The organism is Paenibacillus sp. FSL H8-0282 (genome assembly GCF_037963825.1).
Taxonomy (GTDB): Bacteria; Bacillota; Bacilli; order Paenibacillales; family Paenibacillaceae; genus Paenibacillus_AQ; species Paenibacillus_AQ odorifer.
This window is the reverse complement of sequence record NZ_CP150146.1, coordinates 2,605,453-2,622,884: the sequence shown is the minus strand read 5'-3', so window position 1 is coordinate 2,622,884 and position 17,432 is coordinate 2,605,453. Positions and strand designations below refer to the sequence as shown.

The window sequence follows — 17,432 nt, the reverse complement described above, 5'->3', positions numbered from 1 at the left end:
TTATTTCTGCTTACTGCGTTCTCCAGCAACTTGAAGGTATGCATTTACGAAACGGAAAAGCTTTTGCGCTTGCGGATCTTTCAACAACTTCATAAGACCAAAAAGACCAATAACTTCGTTACTTTCATTCGCACGATCTTTTGCTTCGATCACTGTAGCTGCCATATTCTTCGCGGAATGCACTACAGGTTCAGCAAGTTCTTTAATTGCACTTACCGTATCACTTTTCAAAACATCATCCGCTGCGACAGTTTGCACAAAGTCATAGGACTTTGTAAGCACGCCAACAAGCTCAGTTAATTTTGGCAGCTGTTCCACCAAGACTGTTAATGATTCCTGGACTTCTGGTTTCAAGAGCTGTTCTAGAACATCCATTTGTTCCTTGCTAACAGCTACTTTTGGTGATTCTTGTTCAGGTTGTGTTTGAGTGATTGATTCTGACATATCCAAATCTCCTCTGCAATAAGCTTTGCTGCTTAATAGTAATGAAAAACATAAGAACTTTTAACGCCATATTTCTATTATAGCACTTATCAAGTTATAAATGTCACAAAGTTTTTGAATTTCCATAAAAATTTGTGATTTTTATTACATTATAATAAATTATTTAAATTACTAATGTTAATTAAAACCGTTTGAGTGAATTAATGTACAAATTCATTCAAATTCTTCTCAGTTTTCAATAAAACCTCCACAATGTCCATATTCTTCTCTGTTAGAGGTAACCTGAAATAAAGAGAACGCAGGAAGTTCTTTGTATTTATTCGATTAACGTACTGGCTGTGGCTTCTAGGCCAACTGACACATTGCGCCAAGTTGAGAATCCAATCGGTTATAGACTGCTGTGGAAGTAAATGATGATCGATGATTGTAACTATAATAGTAGCAATCCTTTCATCTTCTTCGTCCCTAAATATGTATTGATCGTTATAAAGCATCTTTTGAATAACTGCCAGAACCTCTTCCCGCACCGCGGCATCACTCTCCGAGCATAAAACCAGCTCATCCAAGGCGTCTGCGCCATGGGCTGCTGCGTGTGCCCAGCCTTCTTTTTCCATATAACCTCTTAAGTCCCGTTCTTCCTCATAATAACGAATCAAACCCTGCTTCACCTTTATAAATTCAGAGCTATCTAATATAACCTTTTCCCTATGCCGCTGGAGAATAAGAGCAACAACCAATACAGAAAATGTTCTTGTATACACCGTGAGATCTTCTTTATTCCCAATGTGATAAAACAGATGCTGCTCGTCAAGAAGTATCCACAGCAGTTCACGAAGCTCCGCATCATTAAACCAACGTTTCTCATTAATCCATTTGTAGAATGTGGAATAAATCAATTCATCACGCAGTACAGGCTCGGGATCTCCTATATGCTCAAGCATCAACTTCACATAATCCTTTATGTCCTCTCCACTTCTAAGCTCGTAGTCATTCTCTTCGATTCTTTGCAAATCTATCATCAATTGTTCTCTACTATTAATCAATTTATCCACCCTTTCATCCACTGTGTTTCTACATATCCTAATATCCTAATTTATGTCCTATTTTTTGACAACAGGGTATTCAAGATTAACTTCAATAAATTTTATCATTGACGAATTTTTTGAGCTGTGTTATTTTGAGTTAGTAACATTTAGTTAGTTCATTTACAAATATCAGGTGTTGATATTTTACAACCGAATACATACACAACGGAGGAATACTTATGAGCGCTTTTACAGACTTGATTCAGTCACGCAGATCCGCTATGAATTTTGTGGAAGGGGTTATCATCCCTCAGAATGAATTAGAGGAAATGTTCTCTTATGCCAGATTGGCACCATCGGCCTATAATCTACAGCATACAAATTACAAAGTGATATCTAACGAGAGCTTAAAAGAAGAAATTCGCGAAGCAGCTTACGGCCAATATAAAATCCATACTGCTTCAGCAGTTATTGTAGTGCTGGGAGATAAGCATGCTTATCAGCAGGCTCCAGAAATCTATGGCGGGCTTAAAGCTTTAGGAGCGATGTCACAAGAGGAATATGATGAGCAATTAGAGATGATTAACAATGCTTACATTGATAAGGATGCTTTTCAAAGAGATGAAGCAATACGTAATGCCTCTCTCTCTGCCATGCACTTTATGCTGATCGCCAAAGATAAAGGCTGGGATACCTGCCCGATGATCGGCTTCGATGCTGATGCTATCCAATCCACCTTGAATCTGCCGGATCATATGGTACCTGTTATGCTGATCACGATCGGCAAAGACAAAAAACATAAAATCAGACCCCGCGGCTACCGTAAGCCAGTTAACGAATTCGTTGAATTCATCTGATTATAGATACAGCAAAACGTTCCATCCGAGGCAAGTAGCGGGTGGAACGTTTTTTAATTGGAACTCATCATGAAGATAATGAACCGTACACCCGATATACAAGAGGGGCTCTACTTCGCATATTGTAAAATGGCTATCGCTGCTCGTTCCCGTCGTTCGGAGTCATCACAAATCAAAGCATCTTTCAAAATATTAAGCGCCTTAGAGAGTGTCTCCTCATCCAATTCCAGCGGACTATTCACTTCTTGTTCATTAGCAGAAACACCTGTAATCCACAGATCCAAGCGAGCACTTGGTTTGGGACCATTATATTGTACAACCGGTGCACTTTGGTTAAATAACTCCCGCACGCCTGTGTTTAGTTCAGAAATCGGCACACTTTTCAACCACGTCACACCACGCCGATGGCATGTACCCTCGTCAACATTATCAGTAAACTCGTTGTAAAAATAATCTCCGAGGTCCCCGAGATGTACCCAATCTCCATCGGCCACCAGCACATAATCTCCATCTTGCATCGTATGTACAAATAGCTGAAGGGCTCGCAGATGTTGCGTAAGCTCCAACTCACTATATTGGTATGTGCCAATCAATCGATCACGAAGTTCCTCTGTGCTTAGATTCTCCAGATCCCCTATTCCGGGGTAGCCGATACTCACATAATTATCCTCCAAAAATGTGGTGATCCGCTCAATCCCCAGTGGCTTCGATCCCATCCGAAACAGATTCATATGTCATTCCTCCAAATACTTAATAAAATGCTTGTAGTAGCCCTTGGATTTGGGAGTAACAAACCGTCCATCATTCGCAGAATCCTTCATTAGTTTATGAAGATTCGGACCTCCAGTATAGGGATCTACTACGCTAGCCTTAAGTCGTGTCGCTTGGATTGCCTTCTGAGGACAAGAATAAACACAACGCATACATAATAAACAATTTTGACTGAAAACAATTCCTTCTACGCCGCTACTAATATTGGATGTTGGACAGTTTCTGACACATTTTAAACATAGTGTGCAAGCGTCGGTTGTACGCAATCCTTTGGCGAAGTATTTTCCCCCTTGGTGTTCCTCACAATAGTATACTGTTCTCAGAACCCGCTCCAACACAGGGTGAATCGGCAGATTTCGTGGTGTCCGGTTTACGATTTCCTCTGCAAACAATTCCACCTTACGCTGTGCGGCTTGATACAATTGCTTATTCAACCTGTCATTGTATTTGATATAAAAATTACATGGCATCGCCAAAATCGAATTGTGAAAGGGATTATATCCCTTCCCACGCAAAGAACGAAGCACCGTATTCGAAGCACCGTTATTGATATAGTGTGGAGAGGATGCCGTTTTGAATACAAATGCCGGGGTTCCATTACAATCAGGTAGCCCTTCTGCAAAACGTTCAACAAAACCGGAAGCGCCAAAGCCTAGAACCGGATGACCAATACCTATAAGATCATAGGCTTCATATTCTACAGAACGAGTGCCTTTAAAAACATCTTCCACTCTAAACAAATCTACATCTTGCCCTTTACTTCTTAGCCTTTCAGCAAATTGCTTAGCAATAATCTCCGTATTGCCCGTACCTGAGAAATAAAATATGGCCGTCTTTGCATTATGCATTCCATCCCCTCCCAGATCAAATATACCTCATTCCCGTCTGGGAAAGCTGTGAAGTTGAGATGGGTTTTGGCTAATTCGGACTCAGTTGCTCTTATTTCCATAATTCCGCTCATTTTGCCACACTATCGGACTCAGTTGCAGCTATTCGCTCAAATGTGCTCCTTTTCTGCGCAAATCAGGGGCAATAAGAGCTATACAGTCCGAAACCTTCGCAATATGAACCAATGTGCTGAAATAGCTGCAATACGGTCCGATACGATCTCAATCGAGCAAAAGGTAGCTGGTTTCGAGATGTAGGCGGCTAAGTTTGGGACGTAGGCGGCAAGGTTGAGTAATAGGTAACTAATTTCGTGCACGGAGTAGATAGGTTGAGCTATAAGGAACTAATTCCGCACGGTGTAGATAGGTTGAGCTATAGATAGCTAATTCCGCACGAAGTAGTTAAGTTGAGCTATAGATAGCTAATTTCGCACGGAGTAGATAAGTTGAGCCCCAGACAGCTAGTTTAAGCAATGGGCAGCACGTTTAGGATCAAATTTGGCAGGCGGTGTTCTTTTCACCAACTATTCGGACTCAGCTGCTCTTATTTCCATAATTTCGCTCGTTTTGTCACACTATCGGACTCAGTTTCAGCTATTCGCTCAAATGCACTCCTTTTCTGCACAAATCAGGGGCAATAAGAGCTATACAGTCCGAAACCTTTGCAAAATGAACCAATGTGCTGAAATAGCTGCAATACGGTCCGCTACGATTTCAATCGAGCAAAAGGTAGTTGGTTTCGAGATGTAGGCGGCTAGGTTGAGCTATAGGGAACTAATTCCACGCACGGAGTAGATAGGTTGAGCTATAGGGAACTAATTCCGCACGGAGTAGATAGGTTGAGCTAAAGGTAGCTAATTCCGCACGGTGTAGATAGGTTGAGCCATAGGTAGCTTATTCCGCACGAAGTAGTTAAGTTGAGCTATAGATAGCTAATTCCGCACGAAGTAGATAAGTTGAGCCCAAGACAGCTAGTTTAAGCAATGGGCAGCACGTTTAGGATCAAATTTGGCAGGCGGTGTTCTTTTCACCAACTATTCGGACTCAGTTGCTCTTATTTCCATAATTCCGCTCATTTTGCCACACTATCGGACTCAGTTGCAGCTATTCACCCAAACCTACTCAAATACTGTACTTAACAAATCCTCAATCATGCGTCCTCACAGGAGTAATTAAAAAAAGTGTGGACGAAGATACGTCCACAGGCAGGATCACCAGTGCCCTTTCTTTTCCCGCGAACCTGATTCTAAGCGTCTCGCTATCGATCGCCCGAAGGATGTCCCTGAAATATTTTCCGTTAAATGCTACTCGAAAATGATCACCTTCCAGATGCTCCAAAGGAATCTCTTCTTTTACATCCCCAATTTCTGCAGTCTTGGACACTAAACTTAGCATGTTAGAAGGAAGTACGCTGAGCATAACACTCTCACTAGCCAATATAGAAATACGTTCAACCACATGTAACAAACGGTCCTTCTTAACAATCACTTCGGAGAGGTACGCTTTTGGGATTAAATTATTGACAGAGGGATAAGTTCCTTCTAGAAGAGCAGACTGAACCCTCAATCCATTAGAAATAAATCTGATCTGCTTGGGGCCTATTTCTAAATCGGTGCTGCTGTCTGCATCATCGTTTAATATTTTTAAAAGATCCTCCAGAGTGCTGCCCGGGATTACAACATCTAAAGGAATTGTCCCGTAATCTTCTACGCTTTCAACAACATGCTGGGCGAAGCGAATGCCATCAGTGGCGACCACACGAATATTTCGCTTATCTATTTGAAACAAAACTCCTGTGAGCACAGGTCTGGCTTCCGATGAAGAGACCGCAAAAACCACTCTTTTAAATATTTGCTTCAGGAGAGTGTTCTTCATGCTTATCCTTTGAATGTTTGGATGATCTATGTATTGGATTCTTGGAAACTCTGCCACATCCGTTCCACATAAACGAAATTGAGTGCTCCCTGATTGAATATTTAATATCAATGACTCTACGATTTCCAGCCTAATTAGTCCAGGATCAAGCTTACGAATGATCTCATAAAAATAACGCGCGGGAACTACGATCTCACCTGTGTTGTGCACAACCATCGAATCCATCTTCACAGGGAGCTTATATTCAATGGTCATTCTTATATTGCTGGCTGTTAATATCAAACCCTGAGTTTGCGCTTGAATAAGTATTCCTGATAGAACACGTGAGGAACTATTCGCGGATATGGCTTTTAATGCTGCCTGCAAAGCGGTACTAAGAGAATCTTTTGATACATGGATTAGCAAAGACTTCACCTAACTCTCCTTAGATTCCTTTACAAAATGCGCCTCAATGATGTTCCGAAATACTTGGGAGCGAGATGCGTTCTGATCCGCGCAAGCCTGCTCTATCTCCTGCCAAACGTCCTCAGATAACGTCAGTGATACCTTTTTAGTTACACCAGTGCTTTTTCTACCTGCACCTTCCCGAAGCCCCCCTCTTGTAAAAAGAAACCCTAACTGCCCGTCTTTAGTAGCTACACCTACTTTGACTTTATCCTCGTTGTTACTTGCGCTATCGCTAGTGACCTTATCTTTAATTTCGCTAATACTGCTCCCCTTTTGTTCGCCCTCGAATTTATGATCACCCAATCCCTCACACCTCCATATTTGAATTTAGTAACTTAAATCAATATATCCACTAATTTCATAATACCATAATCGCCATTAATCCACCACAATTCTAACCACAAAAAAACACCCCAAAGATCGGAGTGTGTGCGGTGAGCTGGGCATGAGTTGGGTATGAGTTGGGTATGAGTTGGTATGAGTTGGTATGAGTTGGTATGAGTTGGTATGAGTTGGGTATGAGTTGGGTATTGCAATGTTAACCCATGGACTTTTTTATTTTGCTTAAAATCGTTTGGGAATGTATGAGTTAATTGCACTTTATACAACTATAAACAATACATTGTGCTGGCCGAGCGAAATAAGTGTATTCTCTGCAACTAAATTCAACGATATTAACAAATTAGTGTGAAAAGACTTCTTTTAACTGCACTAAATGCAACTAAAAGTGACTAAGCTTCTTATCTCCTGCAAATAAGTGTACAAACTGCAACTATCCCGTTTGCCCGCTCGCGGACACACGCACGCACACCCTCATCATCCCACTAACCCAATCTTTATCCCCTCACGCACACCCTCATCATGCACTAACCCAACCTTCCTCCCCTCTCATACACCCTCTCCCAAAGACTCCTTTCCCTACAACTCCCATCACCATTACCTCAGAACTCCCTACTTATGTAAAAATAGCTCGCCTCATAACTCAACGTGTGGCACATATTAATATCTACTCTTCCACCCACGCGCCTTACCGAAACTACACTATCTAAGGATGTTCTGATAATTTGGTGGGAAGTCTGACTTTTTGGGGTCTTTTAGATGCTTGAACGATTCAAGCTTCACCTTAGGACCAGGAGAGATCCTAAAAGTCATGGTATCTTCTCCAACTGAAATATGTGGACCAACTGTAGGATATACGTTAAGTGTAATCAAGAAATCAAACCCACGGAAACCATTGGTCCGCTTCACCTCTGTCACATCCACAAAGTAAGGATAAACCATTGGCGATTCTCGCAAAAGCGGCGAATAAATATCTGCAATCTTTTTCTCAATATGGGGTAAAAGAAATAACATCAGCATGTCTTGAAACTTAAGTTCGCGAGAATCTTGATCTGGCAGTTGAAGTCCCGAATCAGACCTGGAAGGTGTTACAGACTGAGGTTGAATTAACCTATTTGCGGAGCAAGGTTGTGGCGCCAGAAATAGCATCACTGCGACAAGAAGGGGAGCAATCCAGCTTTTTTTCATCACAATAGCCTCCTTAGGGAACTTTATATAAATTCCCCAAAGAGACCCTATTTCTATACGTTAAATCTCAATCCTGTTAAAAAGAAAGGGTTCTCCCTTAAGATAATTTCTCAAGATCGCTAACGCATACAGCTGTTCTGCTTTTAGACCCTCGGTTTCCGTCGGATCGGATGCGTGATGGCAATAATTTTCGATCATCACCATGACCGTAAAATTCTCTAAAGTCTGAACCCACTCCCCATCAAGCTTGGCGATACTTTCGTACCCCTTAATGACCCCTTCTCTTTGCAATGGATACAGTCCAAGAAGGGTATGTGCTACGTCATAAAGATAATACCCCCAACCACATCTCCCAAAATCAATCGGCCGAGGCTCACCCTCTTTAAATATGATGTTGCCTTGATGTAAATCTCCATGAATAACGCCATAAGACCTTCTGTTCTTATTTTTATGCTGCTTGCTTAACCAGTTGAATAATTTCTCAGCTGCCGACTGATACAGCACAAACTCATCATCCGTAAGAAAACAATGATAATGCAGCTTTAAACGAAGCATTGCTTTTCGAAAGCTATGTTCATCCCAAACAGGACGATTAAAGCCAGGGGGTAACTCCAGCTCCTGTGCCGCCTTATGTAGCTTGGCTAATAGAACGCCTTCTTTGTAAATTTGTTCTTCGGTAAGATTTTCATTCGCATGTTCCCCTTCAACCCAGCGCATTAAAGAGGCATAAACACCTTCTCCATTTCCCTGTTCCACTCTGAACGTTACAGCACCCGTGCGATCATGAACACCTTTTGGCAGGGGGACATCAATTTTGCTCTTCAAAAGCTCCAGCCACGCGATTTCGGAGTTAATTTCCTCTTTAGATCTCCCCGAATGAAGGCGCAGTAAAAAAGTTCCCTCTTTATTAGTTTCTATTACAAAGGTACAGGTATCCGATAGCTGGTTAAAACGAATCTGCGTCCAATCCAGGTCAAAGTTCTGAAGCGCTATTAAAGCTGCCTGCTTATAATTTTTTCTCATCGCAAAGGAAGGAACAATTCAGTCTCATCGGGCCAGGAAGAGTTCGCAAATTGATAGATTTCTATAACCAATCCACGATCATTACTCTGCAAACTGCTATTAAATTCTCGCTTCATTTCCGGCAATTCAAGCACTTGGACTTGGCTTTCATCATTCATAAATAACCATCCCTTCAATGATCTATAAAATGAAAACTATCTGAAAAAATATTTATCTTGAAAATATTTTCAGAAAACTAAATAATAGAAAAGCAATACTTACATGTCGGATCTATCATCTTAACCAAGGTGGAGCTTCATTACAGGCAGAAGAAAGGTTGAACATCGGCATCATGAACGCAATTCCAAACCTCAATAAGGCACAATCACGCAAAGAACGAGCAGGGAAAGAGCCCTTTCCCATCTCTATACTTTCTCTTACGGTAGGCGCTTTTGCGATTGGTATGACTGAGTTTGTTATTATGGGTATTTTACCAAATGTCGCCAACGATTTACAGGTTAGTATTTCGACTGCTGGCCAACTCATTACAATGTACGCACTTGGAGTGGCCGTTGGCGCACCCATCCTGACCATTCTCACGCAACGCATTCCGCAAAAGAAACTGTTATGTCTTCTCATGATTCTTTTTATACTGGGCAACGGAATCTCTGTGTTTGCACCAAACTATACCGTTCTCATGGTAGCTCGTATAATTACAGCTTTAACTCATGGTACTTTTTTTGGGGTTGGCGCAGTCATTGCATCCAATCTTGTACAACCCAATAAGCGGGCCGGAGCCGTATCTATTATGATGGCAGGTTTAACGATAGCCAATATTGTCGGAGTTCCTCTAGGAACATTTATTGGACAAAGTATGGGCTGGCGGGCCTCATTTGCAGCGATTGCTGTCATGGGAGTCGCCGCGCTGATCGGCATCCTCATTTTTATTCCAAAGCTTAAACAAGAGAAACCAGCGAGTGTTATCCAGCAGATTGCTGCTCTGGCTAATCCAAAGCTGCTGCTATTCTTATTGATCGGGGCGTTAGGGAACGCCAGCTTGTTCACCGTGTTCACATATATTACTCCACTGCTTGAAGAAGTGACCGGTTTTGCTGAACATAGTGTGACTTGGATTCTAGTCTTATTCGGCTGTGGGGTGACCATCGGGAACATCGTTGGCGGAAAGCTTGCGGATTGGAAGCTGATGCCTTCTATCGTGGGACTTTATTTTGCAGTCAGTATGATTCTAGCGATCTTTTCCTTCACGATGCATAGCCCAATAGCTGCGGTAATCACAATATTTTTCTGGGGTATGGTGTCCTTTGCCGTCATGCCAGGTCTGCAAATACGGATTATGAGTCTGGCTCAGGCAGCCCCTGCACTTGCTTCAACGACCAGCCACTCCGCCGGGAATCTCGGTAACGCAGCGGGTGCCTTTATTGGCGGTTGGGTTATTTCTCATCTAGCGATCACTTCGCTTCCTTGGGTCGGTGCGGTTCTAGTGGGCCTTGGTCTGGTATTAGGCATAGCTTGTTTTGTAGCAGAACGGAAAGAAACTGTAGCGTAAGCTTTATAGATATGTATACAAAAACGAGGGTGCTCCCAAAGTCATCATGGCTTGAGGCACCCTCGTTTTTTATATTTCAGAGGAACAATTCTGCTCTTCTAATCTTCAACATCTGCTTTGCACCTTTTTGAAATTCATAAGGAACCTCTAGTTCCTCTGCAGTAAACCCTTGCCTCACCAAATCATCAATAAGGCGGTCTAAATGCTCATACCTTTTACAAGAGAGGTCGACTAGTGGAAAGATTCGGAGCTCGCCTCTCGTCACTCGCATGAGTTCCTTAACAGTCTCTAGATGAAATTCATAGTCCAGCCGATCGCTGTACATAAATAGAAAGTGAGCAGATAATGTCAGATCAAATGCTTCATCCGCAAAAGGCAGATCCGGAAGTATCACAGGAACATAACGCTCCGGGGTTTGTCTTCGATCCTTAGTGCTGGCGGTTAAAGCTGCGTTCCTCGCTTCGGTCAGTGCCTCGATTGATTTAAAGTAGTTCCAAACGAAATTATCCTGTACTTTTTCCATTCCGGACATCGCATGCGCAATATCTTGAACCCCTTTGTCTGCCAGCTCATCTTCAGAGTAATAGTAAGCAATATCAGCAGCCGTTACTTCACCACGCAACTGATTCGCTATTGCTGTAAAAGAGCAAGCACCCGCAGGACAATCCAGAATGCTCTGGCCGATAAGATCTGATTCCAGCAAATCAAACATACGTATATATTCCTCATAGGTTCTGCCAATAAAAACAATTATCTCCAAATCAAGTTTTCCCTTTGCTCCGCTCATCTCAGCTCACCTTTCCTCTTCTAGGCTCATCTACACTTCTACTTCTGTTTTAATATACGAATAAGGTAATCAATTAGAATACCCAAAATCAAAAACGTTCCAAAATGAATAATATAAGTTGGGAATCTGACGCTGATTAACGCACTATTGGTTCCCCATCTCGGATTATTTACATCAACCATGAAGCTTTCAAAAGGTTCTGTAAAGATCAGTGTATCTATAATAGGGTTCAAACGTACAAGAATAATATTCGCGATCCCCACCCCCAGATAGTCACTCAGACAGATGATGATACTTATAATCGAAAGCCAGAAACTGAATTTCCTCCTAAAAAACATCAAACACCGCCCTTTCTATTTTTTCTATTTCTTAACAATTCGTTTAAAATTCAAAATATCCTTGTCACGGTTAGTTCCTGTTTTAAAAAATGATACAATCTGGAGCTCGCTTGCTTAAGCGGATAATCTGAAAGTTTACATAGGATCCCACAGGTCATATCAATAACCTTCCCCTCCAGCTTCCGTACTATAGTTCCTGCTGGGGCTGGATTCAGCACAATCTCAGGAACAAGTGCCACACCTAAACCACTTCCCACAAAATATTTCAGCGCTGTCATGCTCCCAATCTCCATTGTATCTAGTGGCGGCCCGCCTGATTCCTGCAGCACACTTTCTAATTTTTTACGATAAGGACAATTCGCTGCCGTAATCAGTAAGCGATGACTCTGTAGATCCTCTGGGGTGATACGTTCCTTGGATGCTAGCGGATGCTCTTCTGGCAAAAGTAACAAGAATTCCTCCGCAAATAAGGGTTCAAAATACAGCTCCTTACCGAGCTCTGGTGCCGAACACACTGCCAAATCAATTTCACCACGCAGGAGTAGTTCACTAAGTGCGGCGGTTCCCGCAATATCCACGGAGATCTTCACTTTAGGGAATTGCACCATAAACCTACTTAAAAGCTGCGGCAAACGATAGCTCGCCGTAGGGTCCGTTACCCCTAATCGCACGTTGCCAGCTTCCCCTATTTTTAAATCAGCCAAACGGCTCTCTAGTCGTTCCATATCTTTAACAATATGTAGGCTCTCTTCATAAAACAATCTGCCTGCTTCTGTTAAGCTGATTTGCTTCCCCCGCTCAAGCAATTGACATCCCAGATCAGATTCAAGCCTTTGCATCTGCATCGTAACTGTAGATTGGGCATAGTTCAATTCTTCTGCTGCGCGATTAAAGCTTCCGGAAGTTACGATCGTTTGAAAGGTTTTTATTGTTTTCAGATCCATCCTAGTGCCCTCCCCTATTCAATTCAAATAAATTGAATCAAACCTTCATTATATTCAATTATACGAAATTCACTTTTCTCTATAGAATACTTTATAACAACAACATACGCCAACTTAAGGAGTGCATGAGGATGGATCTCAACAATAAAGTCGCATTAGTAACGGGTGGAGGGACTGGAATTGGCAAAGCTGTAAGCTTGGAGCTATCTAAACGCGGGGCTCACGTCGTAGTGAACTATTCTAGATCTGAGGATGAAGCCAATGAAACCGTAAAGACGATTCTGAATCAAGGAGGGCAGGCTATAGCAATACAAGCGAATGTGTCTAAAGATCAGGATGTGCGAAGTATGGTCGATTCGATTATTCAGCACTTCGGGACAATTGATCTGCTAGTGAATAACGCCAGTATAACTAAACATATTGCTCTCGGAGATCTGGAATTGGCAACAGAGGAAGTATGGGATGAGTTATATGATGTAAATGTGAAAGGAATGTTTTTCTGCGCCAGAGCGGTTGCACCGTATATGAATCAAAAAAAATCAGGAGCCATCCTCAATCTCGGCAGCATCGCTGGACAGACAGGTTTAGGCTCATCCCTTCCTTATGCCGTTTCCAAAGCGGCTGTCCACGGTCTTACGAAATCGCTGGCACATGCGCTGGCTCCCCATATTAGAGTTAACTGTGTAGCGCCGGGAGCCGTTGCTACTAGATGGTGGTCTGGACGAGAAGAACAAATGCATAAACTAGCCCCTAATCTGCTGCTTCAGCATATTTCAACCGCCGAGAATATCGCCCAGTTCGTCTGCGCTGCGCTAGAACAGGAAGCAATGACTGGACAGATCATTACCATAGATAGCGGACAAACATTGTAACAGCCAAAACAGCAAATGGTATGTCAGAACTACTTTTAAATATCATTAGCTGGTTTTTGCGTACCGTACAGGAGGAAGTGAAGCGTTGATAGCATAATTGGGGAATTTCTCCCTAAAATTCTAAGTTTTTTGGTCATCCAGCCAATAATTAGGGAAAACCTCCCTAATTATTGGATAATTTGCTGGAAACTAACGAATTCGCCTGATTTTCAGGGAATAATTCCCTGATTTCGTTGATTTAAAGCAAATATCGGCTATTTTCAGGGAGGTTTTCCCTAATTACTATATAGCCAACACTATAGGAACCATAAATGCATCCGACATACCACATATCACATGACTCATAGAACGTAGCACATAGCGTACATACCACCTATAGCCTGAGGGTTAAAGTAAGAAGCTGCCCCAAAAGTAGAATTTTCTACTTTTTAGGACAGCCTCTTCAGCATAACTATTGGTGAAGATTCTTAGTTAGGTTCATTACCCCAGATCAGGTTACCTGAGATGTAGGCGGGCGCTTTTGTCCAGTCTACAAAATTGGTATCAACCGCATTAAAGGAGTAATCTCCGGTTTGAGTGTAATTTGACCAATCCTCTTTAGCTACTCGCACTTGGATATCGATGCTCGCACCCGCAGCTAGTGAACCTGCTGCACTCGAGAATCCAAGCTCCAGATAATAATCCGCATCCGCTTTAGCCGTTGGCAGCTTCACAAACGTGCCCGTTACATTCGCGCTTCCAGCCTGTGACCAATCGCAGAAGAAGCTTTGTGCCTTCTCTCCGTCAATTGTGTAATAATATCTTAATTTCACATCAGAAAGTGCAACGGCACTTGTACTTGTGTTCACCAGCTTAAACTTTGGATTTAGCGTATTTCCGGAAGCAGTCACTGTACCGTTATACATCTGCACTTTCAGTGCTGCTGTAGGAGCTACTGACGTATCTGAGAGAGTGACAACCAAGGATTGTGCCGCTCCGGCACTAAACTCAAAGGTCAGCGTTGTCGTTCCTACCGCTTGAGTTGCCAAATACTCCTTCTTGAGAGTGACTGTTGATCCACTTACCGTATAATCCGTTCCGGCTACGAGGGTTGCCGTTCCGTTCTTGATCGCACTCAGCGTATTTCCGTTCAACGTCATAGTTACTGCAACGTCTGCCTGATTTGCTGTTTTCTTATCAAATCCCGCGCTTGTTGGCGTTATCGTGGAGTTGGATACCGGTGTTGTAGTATCCGTTACCGCTACCGCCAAGGATTGTGTAGCTCCAGCGCTAAAGCTGAACGTCAGCGTTGTCGTTCCTACCGCTTGCGTCGCTAAATACGCTTTTTTAATCGTCACTGTTGATCCACTTACCGTATAATCCGTTCCGGCTACGAGGGTTGCCGTTCCGTTCTTGATCGTGCTCAGCGTATTTCCGTTCAACGTCATAGTTACTGCGACGTCTGTCTGATTCGCTGTCTTCTTATCAAATCCCGCGCTTGTTGGCGTTATCGTGGAGTTGGATACTGGTGTTGTAGTATCCGTTACCGCTACCGCCAAGGATTGTGTAGCTCCAGCGCTAAAGCTGAACGTCAGCGTTGTCGTTCCTACCGCTTGCGTCGCTAAATACGCTTTTTTAATCGTCACTGTTGATCCACTTACCGTATAATCCGTTCCGGCTACGAGGGTTGCCGTTCCGTTCTTGATCGCACTCAGCGTGTTTCCGTTCAACGTCATAGTTACTGCAACGTCTGCCTGATTCGCTGTTTTCTTATCAAAGCTTGCAGTTATTGGCGTAATGGTCGAGCCTGTAGCTGGTGGATTTACAGGATCAGCATACAAGGTGCCTCGGCCATTCGTACCGAGATATACACGTCCATAGATTCTTGGATCCCCAGTAATCGCCATATTGATCTTAGCGTATTGGTGAGCATCGTCATTAATACGAACCCAAGTTGCGCCAACATCATCGGAACGGAATACGCCCCGTACACCATCAATCTTAGCTACGGTGTACAATGCCATATAAGTTTGGCCCGGAGCAGCCTTCCCATATCCAATAAGATCAGCTTCTTCTACATTCGTTAACTTCGTGAAGCTCGCACCTGAATTAGTGGAGTGCCATAGACCATATTTATTCTCAACCGTATTCCCTCCGGCGAACCAGATGTCACCTTCAATACCTGGAACTGCCTTCATACTGATTTGGGCTTCATTCGGCTGTAATCCAGCCACATTATTGGTCGGGAAGCCCGAAGCTGCGGTGGCAGTAAATGTAGCTCCACCATCCACACTTACATAGAAGGTTCCTGCATAAAATCCATAGTATTTGTTAGGATTCACGCGATCAGATGCTATCTTCGCTCCAGCCGGTAATCCTGCACTTGCTGTCCAAGAATTGCCTGAGGTTTTGGAATAATACACCCCGATATCTGAGGTGCTCCACAGAATGGAATTACCACTTGCAGAGACAGCTACTTGTCCATGGCCAACCGTTGTTTTGGTTCCATTGGAAGGCTCGGAGTTTGGCATGTACCAGTTCACTCCACCATCGTTAGAGATACCAATGGACTTCATACTTGGCGTTTTTTCTTTATCTGCACTGCCTACCCGCACCATATAGGACGGACTCAGTTCAGCATAGTCAATACTCATCGTCGTTGCCCATGAAGGACTGGTCTGGAATTTAGTCGGCGCTACCGACAAATCCTCATGACGGAAACCGGAAACGTCACCAAGTGCAGTGATCAAATGGGAGGTTCCCGTTGGCGGGCTAATTAGCCCCAGCACTGCAGTTTCCTCCACACCTTTTGCCATGACAGAGATATTTACCTTGCCTCCGGTATCCCATGAGGTCAAATTGTTCGACCCATAAATTGTTGCTCCAGTGCCGTACATCATTCGATTCGAGTTAAATGGATCAATTTCCAAATCACCCATCATCCAGCCTAGCTTCGGTGAAGGATCCAGGGATGTTGAAGTGGTTCCATGATCGAGCCATGGAGCAGCGGTGATGTCCATGCTGAACTTATAAGTCCGTTCTGGATAATTGCCCCAATCCCAAATGCGACTCCAAGTAGCCCCACCATTGGTACTGCGGAAAATAACTTCATCAGGCCACCAAGCGTTTAAGCTGGATACCATCAATGTGTTAGGGTGCTGAGCATCCAGCGCCAATCCACCAAAGCCATACCAGTTATCTTCACCGGTCGTAGGACTGATATTGGTCCAAGCCCCACTAGTTTTGTTGTATTTCCAAACTTCACCCTTACTGCCATCATAGGGACCTACACCATTACTATAAGTAATATAGAGATCACCTGTGGATGACAGCTCGCCGTGATGTGGCAAGAACCCCGTAGGTTGTCCAGCCAGAGCTGTCCAGGTTACTCCACCATCTGTACTCCGATATACGCTGCTAGCCGTATCGGCCACACCGACATATATCGTTTGAGTAGCGTTGCCAAGTGTACCTGTGCTCTTATCGAAAGTGATCCAAGACAATCCGACAAGATCATTCCCATAATCAAGTGTCGGATTCTGAATATACGTTCCTACGTTTGGAAAAGAGGTTACCTTTGACCAAGTTACACCCGAATCAATACTCTTCCAGAGACCATTACCACTTCTAGCTCCAAAATAGAGAATGTTGTTCTTATTGGGGTCGATGACTAGACGTTCACCAGCGGAACGGCCAGGCATATTGCCACCTACTTTAAAAGGCAGTGGAGTAGTTTGCCAGGTGTTCCCCCGGTCATTAGAGCGCATAATCTGGCCATTATTATCCCAATGATTAGTATACGTACCCGTTGCCATGTAGACTTTATTAGGATCAATTGGGTCTGTAGCCAGAGCATCAACACCATTCTTGTTCCAATCCACCCAGCCTACCGAGTCACTAATTGATGTCCAGCTAGATGTAGCTTGATTCCAGCGATAGGCCCCGCCAATATCTGTTCTGGCATAAATCAGATTCGGTTCAGTTTGATTAAAAATAATTCCGGGTACAAAGCCCCCGCCAGCTCCCGTTACAACGCTTTTCCAGGTGTAAGGTTCACTTGAGGCTGCATGGGTAGTAGCTGGGAATGCAGAGAATAAAGAGCCTACCATC

Annotated in this window: 16 protein-coding genes; 3 read left to right on the top strand and 13 right to left on the bottom strand. The window is 43.3% G+C overall.

Annotated features, from left to right (window positions below; translation table 11 throughout):
* A complete protein-coding gene (locus NST94_RS11285; RefSeq protein WP_036685888.1) occupies positions 1-444 on the bottom strand; it encodes a DUF1641 domain-containing protein in 444 nt (147 codons plus the stop codon).
* Positions 445-644: 200 nt separating this feature from the next.
* Complete coding sequence (locus NST94_RS11280; RefSeq protein WP_339281974.1) at positions 645-1,487, bottom strand: DUF2785 domain-containing protein; 843 nt, start codon at positions 1,485-1,487, stop codon at positions 645-647.
* Positions 1,488-1,708: 221 nt separating this feature from the next.
* Here NST94_RS11280 and NST94_RS11275 point away from each other — a divergent pair, with 221 nt between their 5' ends.
* Positions 1,709-2,326, top strand: coding sequence for a nitroreductase family protein (locus NST94_RS11275; RefSeq protein WP_280752764.1), 618 nt, complete (start codon positions 1,709-1,711; stop codon positions 2,324-2,326).
* A gap of 110 nt (positions 2,327-2,436) precedes the next feature.
* Here the strand turns inward: NST94_RS11275 and NST94_RS11270 are convergent, their stop codons facing one another.
* From NST94_RS11270 to NST94_RS11240, 7 genes are all read right to left on the bottom strand, one after another.
* A complete protein-coding gene (locus tag NST94_RS11270; RefSeq protein WP_339281973.1) occupies positions 2,437-3,057 on the bottom strand; it encodes a hypothetical protein in 621 nt (206 codons plus the stop codon).
* Positions 3,058-3,060: 3 nt separating this feature from the next.
* Complete coding sequence (locus NST94_RS11265) at positions 3,061-3,945, bottom strand: EFR1 family ferrodoxin (protein ID WP_339248011.1); 885 nt, start codon at positions 3,943-3,945, stop codon at positions 3,061-3,063.
* Positions 3,946-5,130: 1,185 nt separating this feature from the next.
* Complete coding sequence (gene dnaN, locus NST94_RS11260; protein WP_339281972.1) at positions 5,131-6,273, bottom strand: DNA polymerase III subunit beta; 1,143 nt, start codon at positions 6,271-6,273, stop codon at positions 5,131-5,133.
* Positions 6,274-6,609: a hypothetical protein gene (locus tag NST94_RS11255; protein WP_248548037.1), complete on the bottom strand. Its 336-nt coding sequence runs from the start codon at positions 6,607-6,609 to the stop codon at positions 6,274-6,276.
* Positions 6,610-7,347: 738 nt separating this feature from the next.
* Positions 7,348-7,833 (bottom strand): DUF3888 domain-containing protein, encoded by a 486-nt coding sequence (locus tag NST94_RS11250; protein WP_076187648.1) that lies wholly within the window; start codon positions 7,831-7,833, stop codon positions 7,348-7,350.
* A gap of 60 nt (positions 7,834-7,893) precedes the next feature.
* Complete coding sequence (locus tag NST94_RS11245; protein WP_339281971.1) at positions 7,894-8,856, bottom strand: phosphotransferase; 963 nt, start codon at positions 8,854-8,856, stop codon at positions 7,894-7,896.
* A complete protein-coding gene (locus tag NST94_RS11240; RefSeq protein WP_179087399.1) occupies positions 8,853-9,014 on the bottom strand; it encodes a hypothetical protein in 162 nt (53 codons plus the stop codon). Before NST94_RS11240 ends, NST94_RS11245 begins: the two co-directional genes overlap by 4 nt.
* A gap of 173 nt (positions 9,015-9,187) precedes the next feature.
* Here NST94_RS11240 and NST94_RS11235 point away from each other — a divergent pair, with 173 nt between their 5' ends.
* Entirely contained in the window at positions 9,188-10,402 is a 1,215-nt protein-coding gene (locus tag NST94_RS11235; RefSeq protein WP_339281970.1) for an MFS transporter, read from the top strand.
* Between the two features lie 76 nt (positions 10,403-10,478).
* Here NST94_RS11235 and NST94_RS11230 read toward each other — a convergent pair whose 3' ends face one another.
* The 3 genes from NST94_RS11230 to NST94_RS11220 are packed head-to-tail and all read right to left on the bottom strand — an operon-like array spanning position 10,479 to position 12,471.
* Positions 10,479-11,189 carry an SAM-dependent methyltransferase gene (locus NST94_RS11230; protein ID WP_339281969.1) on the bottom strand — a complete coding sequence of 237 codons (711 nt, stop codon included), beginning with the start codon at positions 11,187-11,189 and terminating at the stop codon, positions 10,479-10,481.
* Positions 11,190-11,227: 38 nt separating this feature from the next.
* A complete protein-coding gene (locus tag NST94_RS11225; RefSeq protein WP_076100716.1) occupies positions 11,228-11,527 on the bottom strand; it encodes a hypothetical protein in 300 nt (99 codons plus the stop codon).
* A gap of 50 nt (positions 11,528-11,577) precedes the next feature.
* Positions 11,578-12,471, bottom strand: coding sequence for a LysR family transcriptional regulator (locus tag NST94_RS11220; protein ID WP_076278074.1), 894 nt, complete (start codon positions 12,469-12,471; stop codon positions 11,578-11,580).
* A gap of 131 nt (positions 12,472-12,602) precedes the next feature.
* Between NST94_RS11220 and NST94_RS11215 the strand changes: the two genes are divergently transcribed.
* The gene (locus NST94_RS11215; protein WP_339281968.1) at positions 12,603-13,343 is read left to right on the top strand and encodes an SDR family NAD(P)-dependent oxidoreductase; all 741 of its coding nucleotides are present in this window, start codon (positions 12,603-12,605) and stop codon (positions 13,341-13,343) included.
* 467 nt (positions 13,344-13,810) lie between these two features.
* Here the strand turns inward: NST94_RS11215 and NST94_RS11210 are convergent, their stop codons facing one another.
* Positions 13,811-17,431 (bottom strand): X2-like carbohydrate binding domain-containing protein, encoded by a 3,621-nt coding sequence (locus NST94_RS11210; protein ID WP_339282142.1) that lies wholly within the window; start codon positions 17,429-17,431, stop codon positions 13,811-13,813.
* Position 17,432: the final 1 nt, after the last annotated feature.

What these genes read in the sequence shown, in the direction of transcription:
- NST94_RS11245 (WP_339281971.1), bottom strand. Translation starts at nt 8,856, where the DNA reads ATGAGAAAAAATTATAAGCAGGCAGCTTTAATAGCGCTTCAGAACTTT.
- NST94_RS11215 (WP_339281968.1), top strand. Translation starts at nt 12,603, where the DNA reads ATGGATCTCAACAATAAAGTCGCATTAGTAACGGGTGGAGGGACTGGA.
- NST94_RS11270 (WP_339281973.1), bottom strand. Translation starts at nt 3,057, where the DNA reads ATGAATCTGTTTCGGATGGGATCGAAGCCACTGGGGATTGAGCGGATC.
- NST94_RS11250 (WP_076187648.1), bottom strand. Translation starts at nt 7,833, where the DNA reads ATGAAAAAAAGCTGGATTGCTCCCCTTCTTGTCGCAGTGATGCTATTT.
- NST94_RS11210 (WP_339282142.1), bottom strand. Translation starts at nt 17,431, where the DNA reads ATGGTAGGCTCTTTATTCTCTGCATTCCCAGCTACTACCCATGCAGCC.
- NST94_RS11220 (WP_076278074.1), bottom strand. Translation starts at nt 12,471, where the DNA reads ATGGATCTGAAAACAATAAAAACCTTTCAAACGATCGTAACTTCCGGA.
- NST94_RS11285 (WP_036685888.1), bottom strand. Translation starts at nt 444, where the DNA reads ATGTCAGAATCAATCACTCAAACACAACCTGAACAAGAATCACCAAAA.
- NST94_RS11225 (WP_076100716.1), bottom strand. Translation starts at nt 11,527, where the DNA reads ATGTTTTTTAGGAGGAAATTCAGTTTCTGGCTTTCGATTATAAGTATC.
- NST94_RS11235 (WP_339281970.1), top strand. Translation starts at nt 9,188, where the DNA reads ATGAACGCAATTCCAAACCTCAATAAGGCACAATCACGCAAAGAACGA.
- NST94_RS11230 (WP_339281969.1), bottom strand. Translation starts at nt 11,189, where the DNA reads ATGAGCGGAGCAAAGGGAAAACTTGATTTGGAGATAATTGTTTTTATT.
- NST94_RS11240 (WP_179087399.1), bottom strand. Translation starts at nt 9,014, where the DNA reads ATGAATGATGAAAGCCAAGTCCAAGTGCTTGAATTGCCGGAAATGAAG.
- NST94_RS11275 (WP_280752764.1), top strand. Translation starts at nt 1,709, where the DNA reads ATGAGCGCTTTTACAGACTTGATTCAGTCACGCAGATCCGCTATGAAT.
- NST94_RS11265 (WP_339248011.1), bottom strand. Translation starts at nt 3,945, where the DNA reads ATGCATAATGCAAAGACGGCCATATTTTATTTCTCAGGTACGGGCAAT.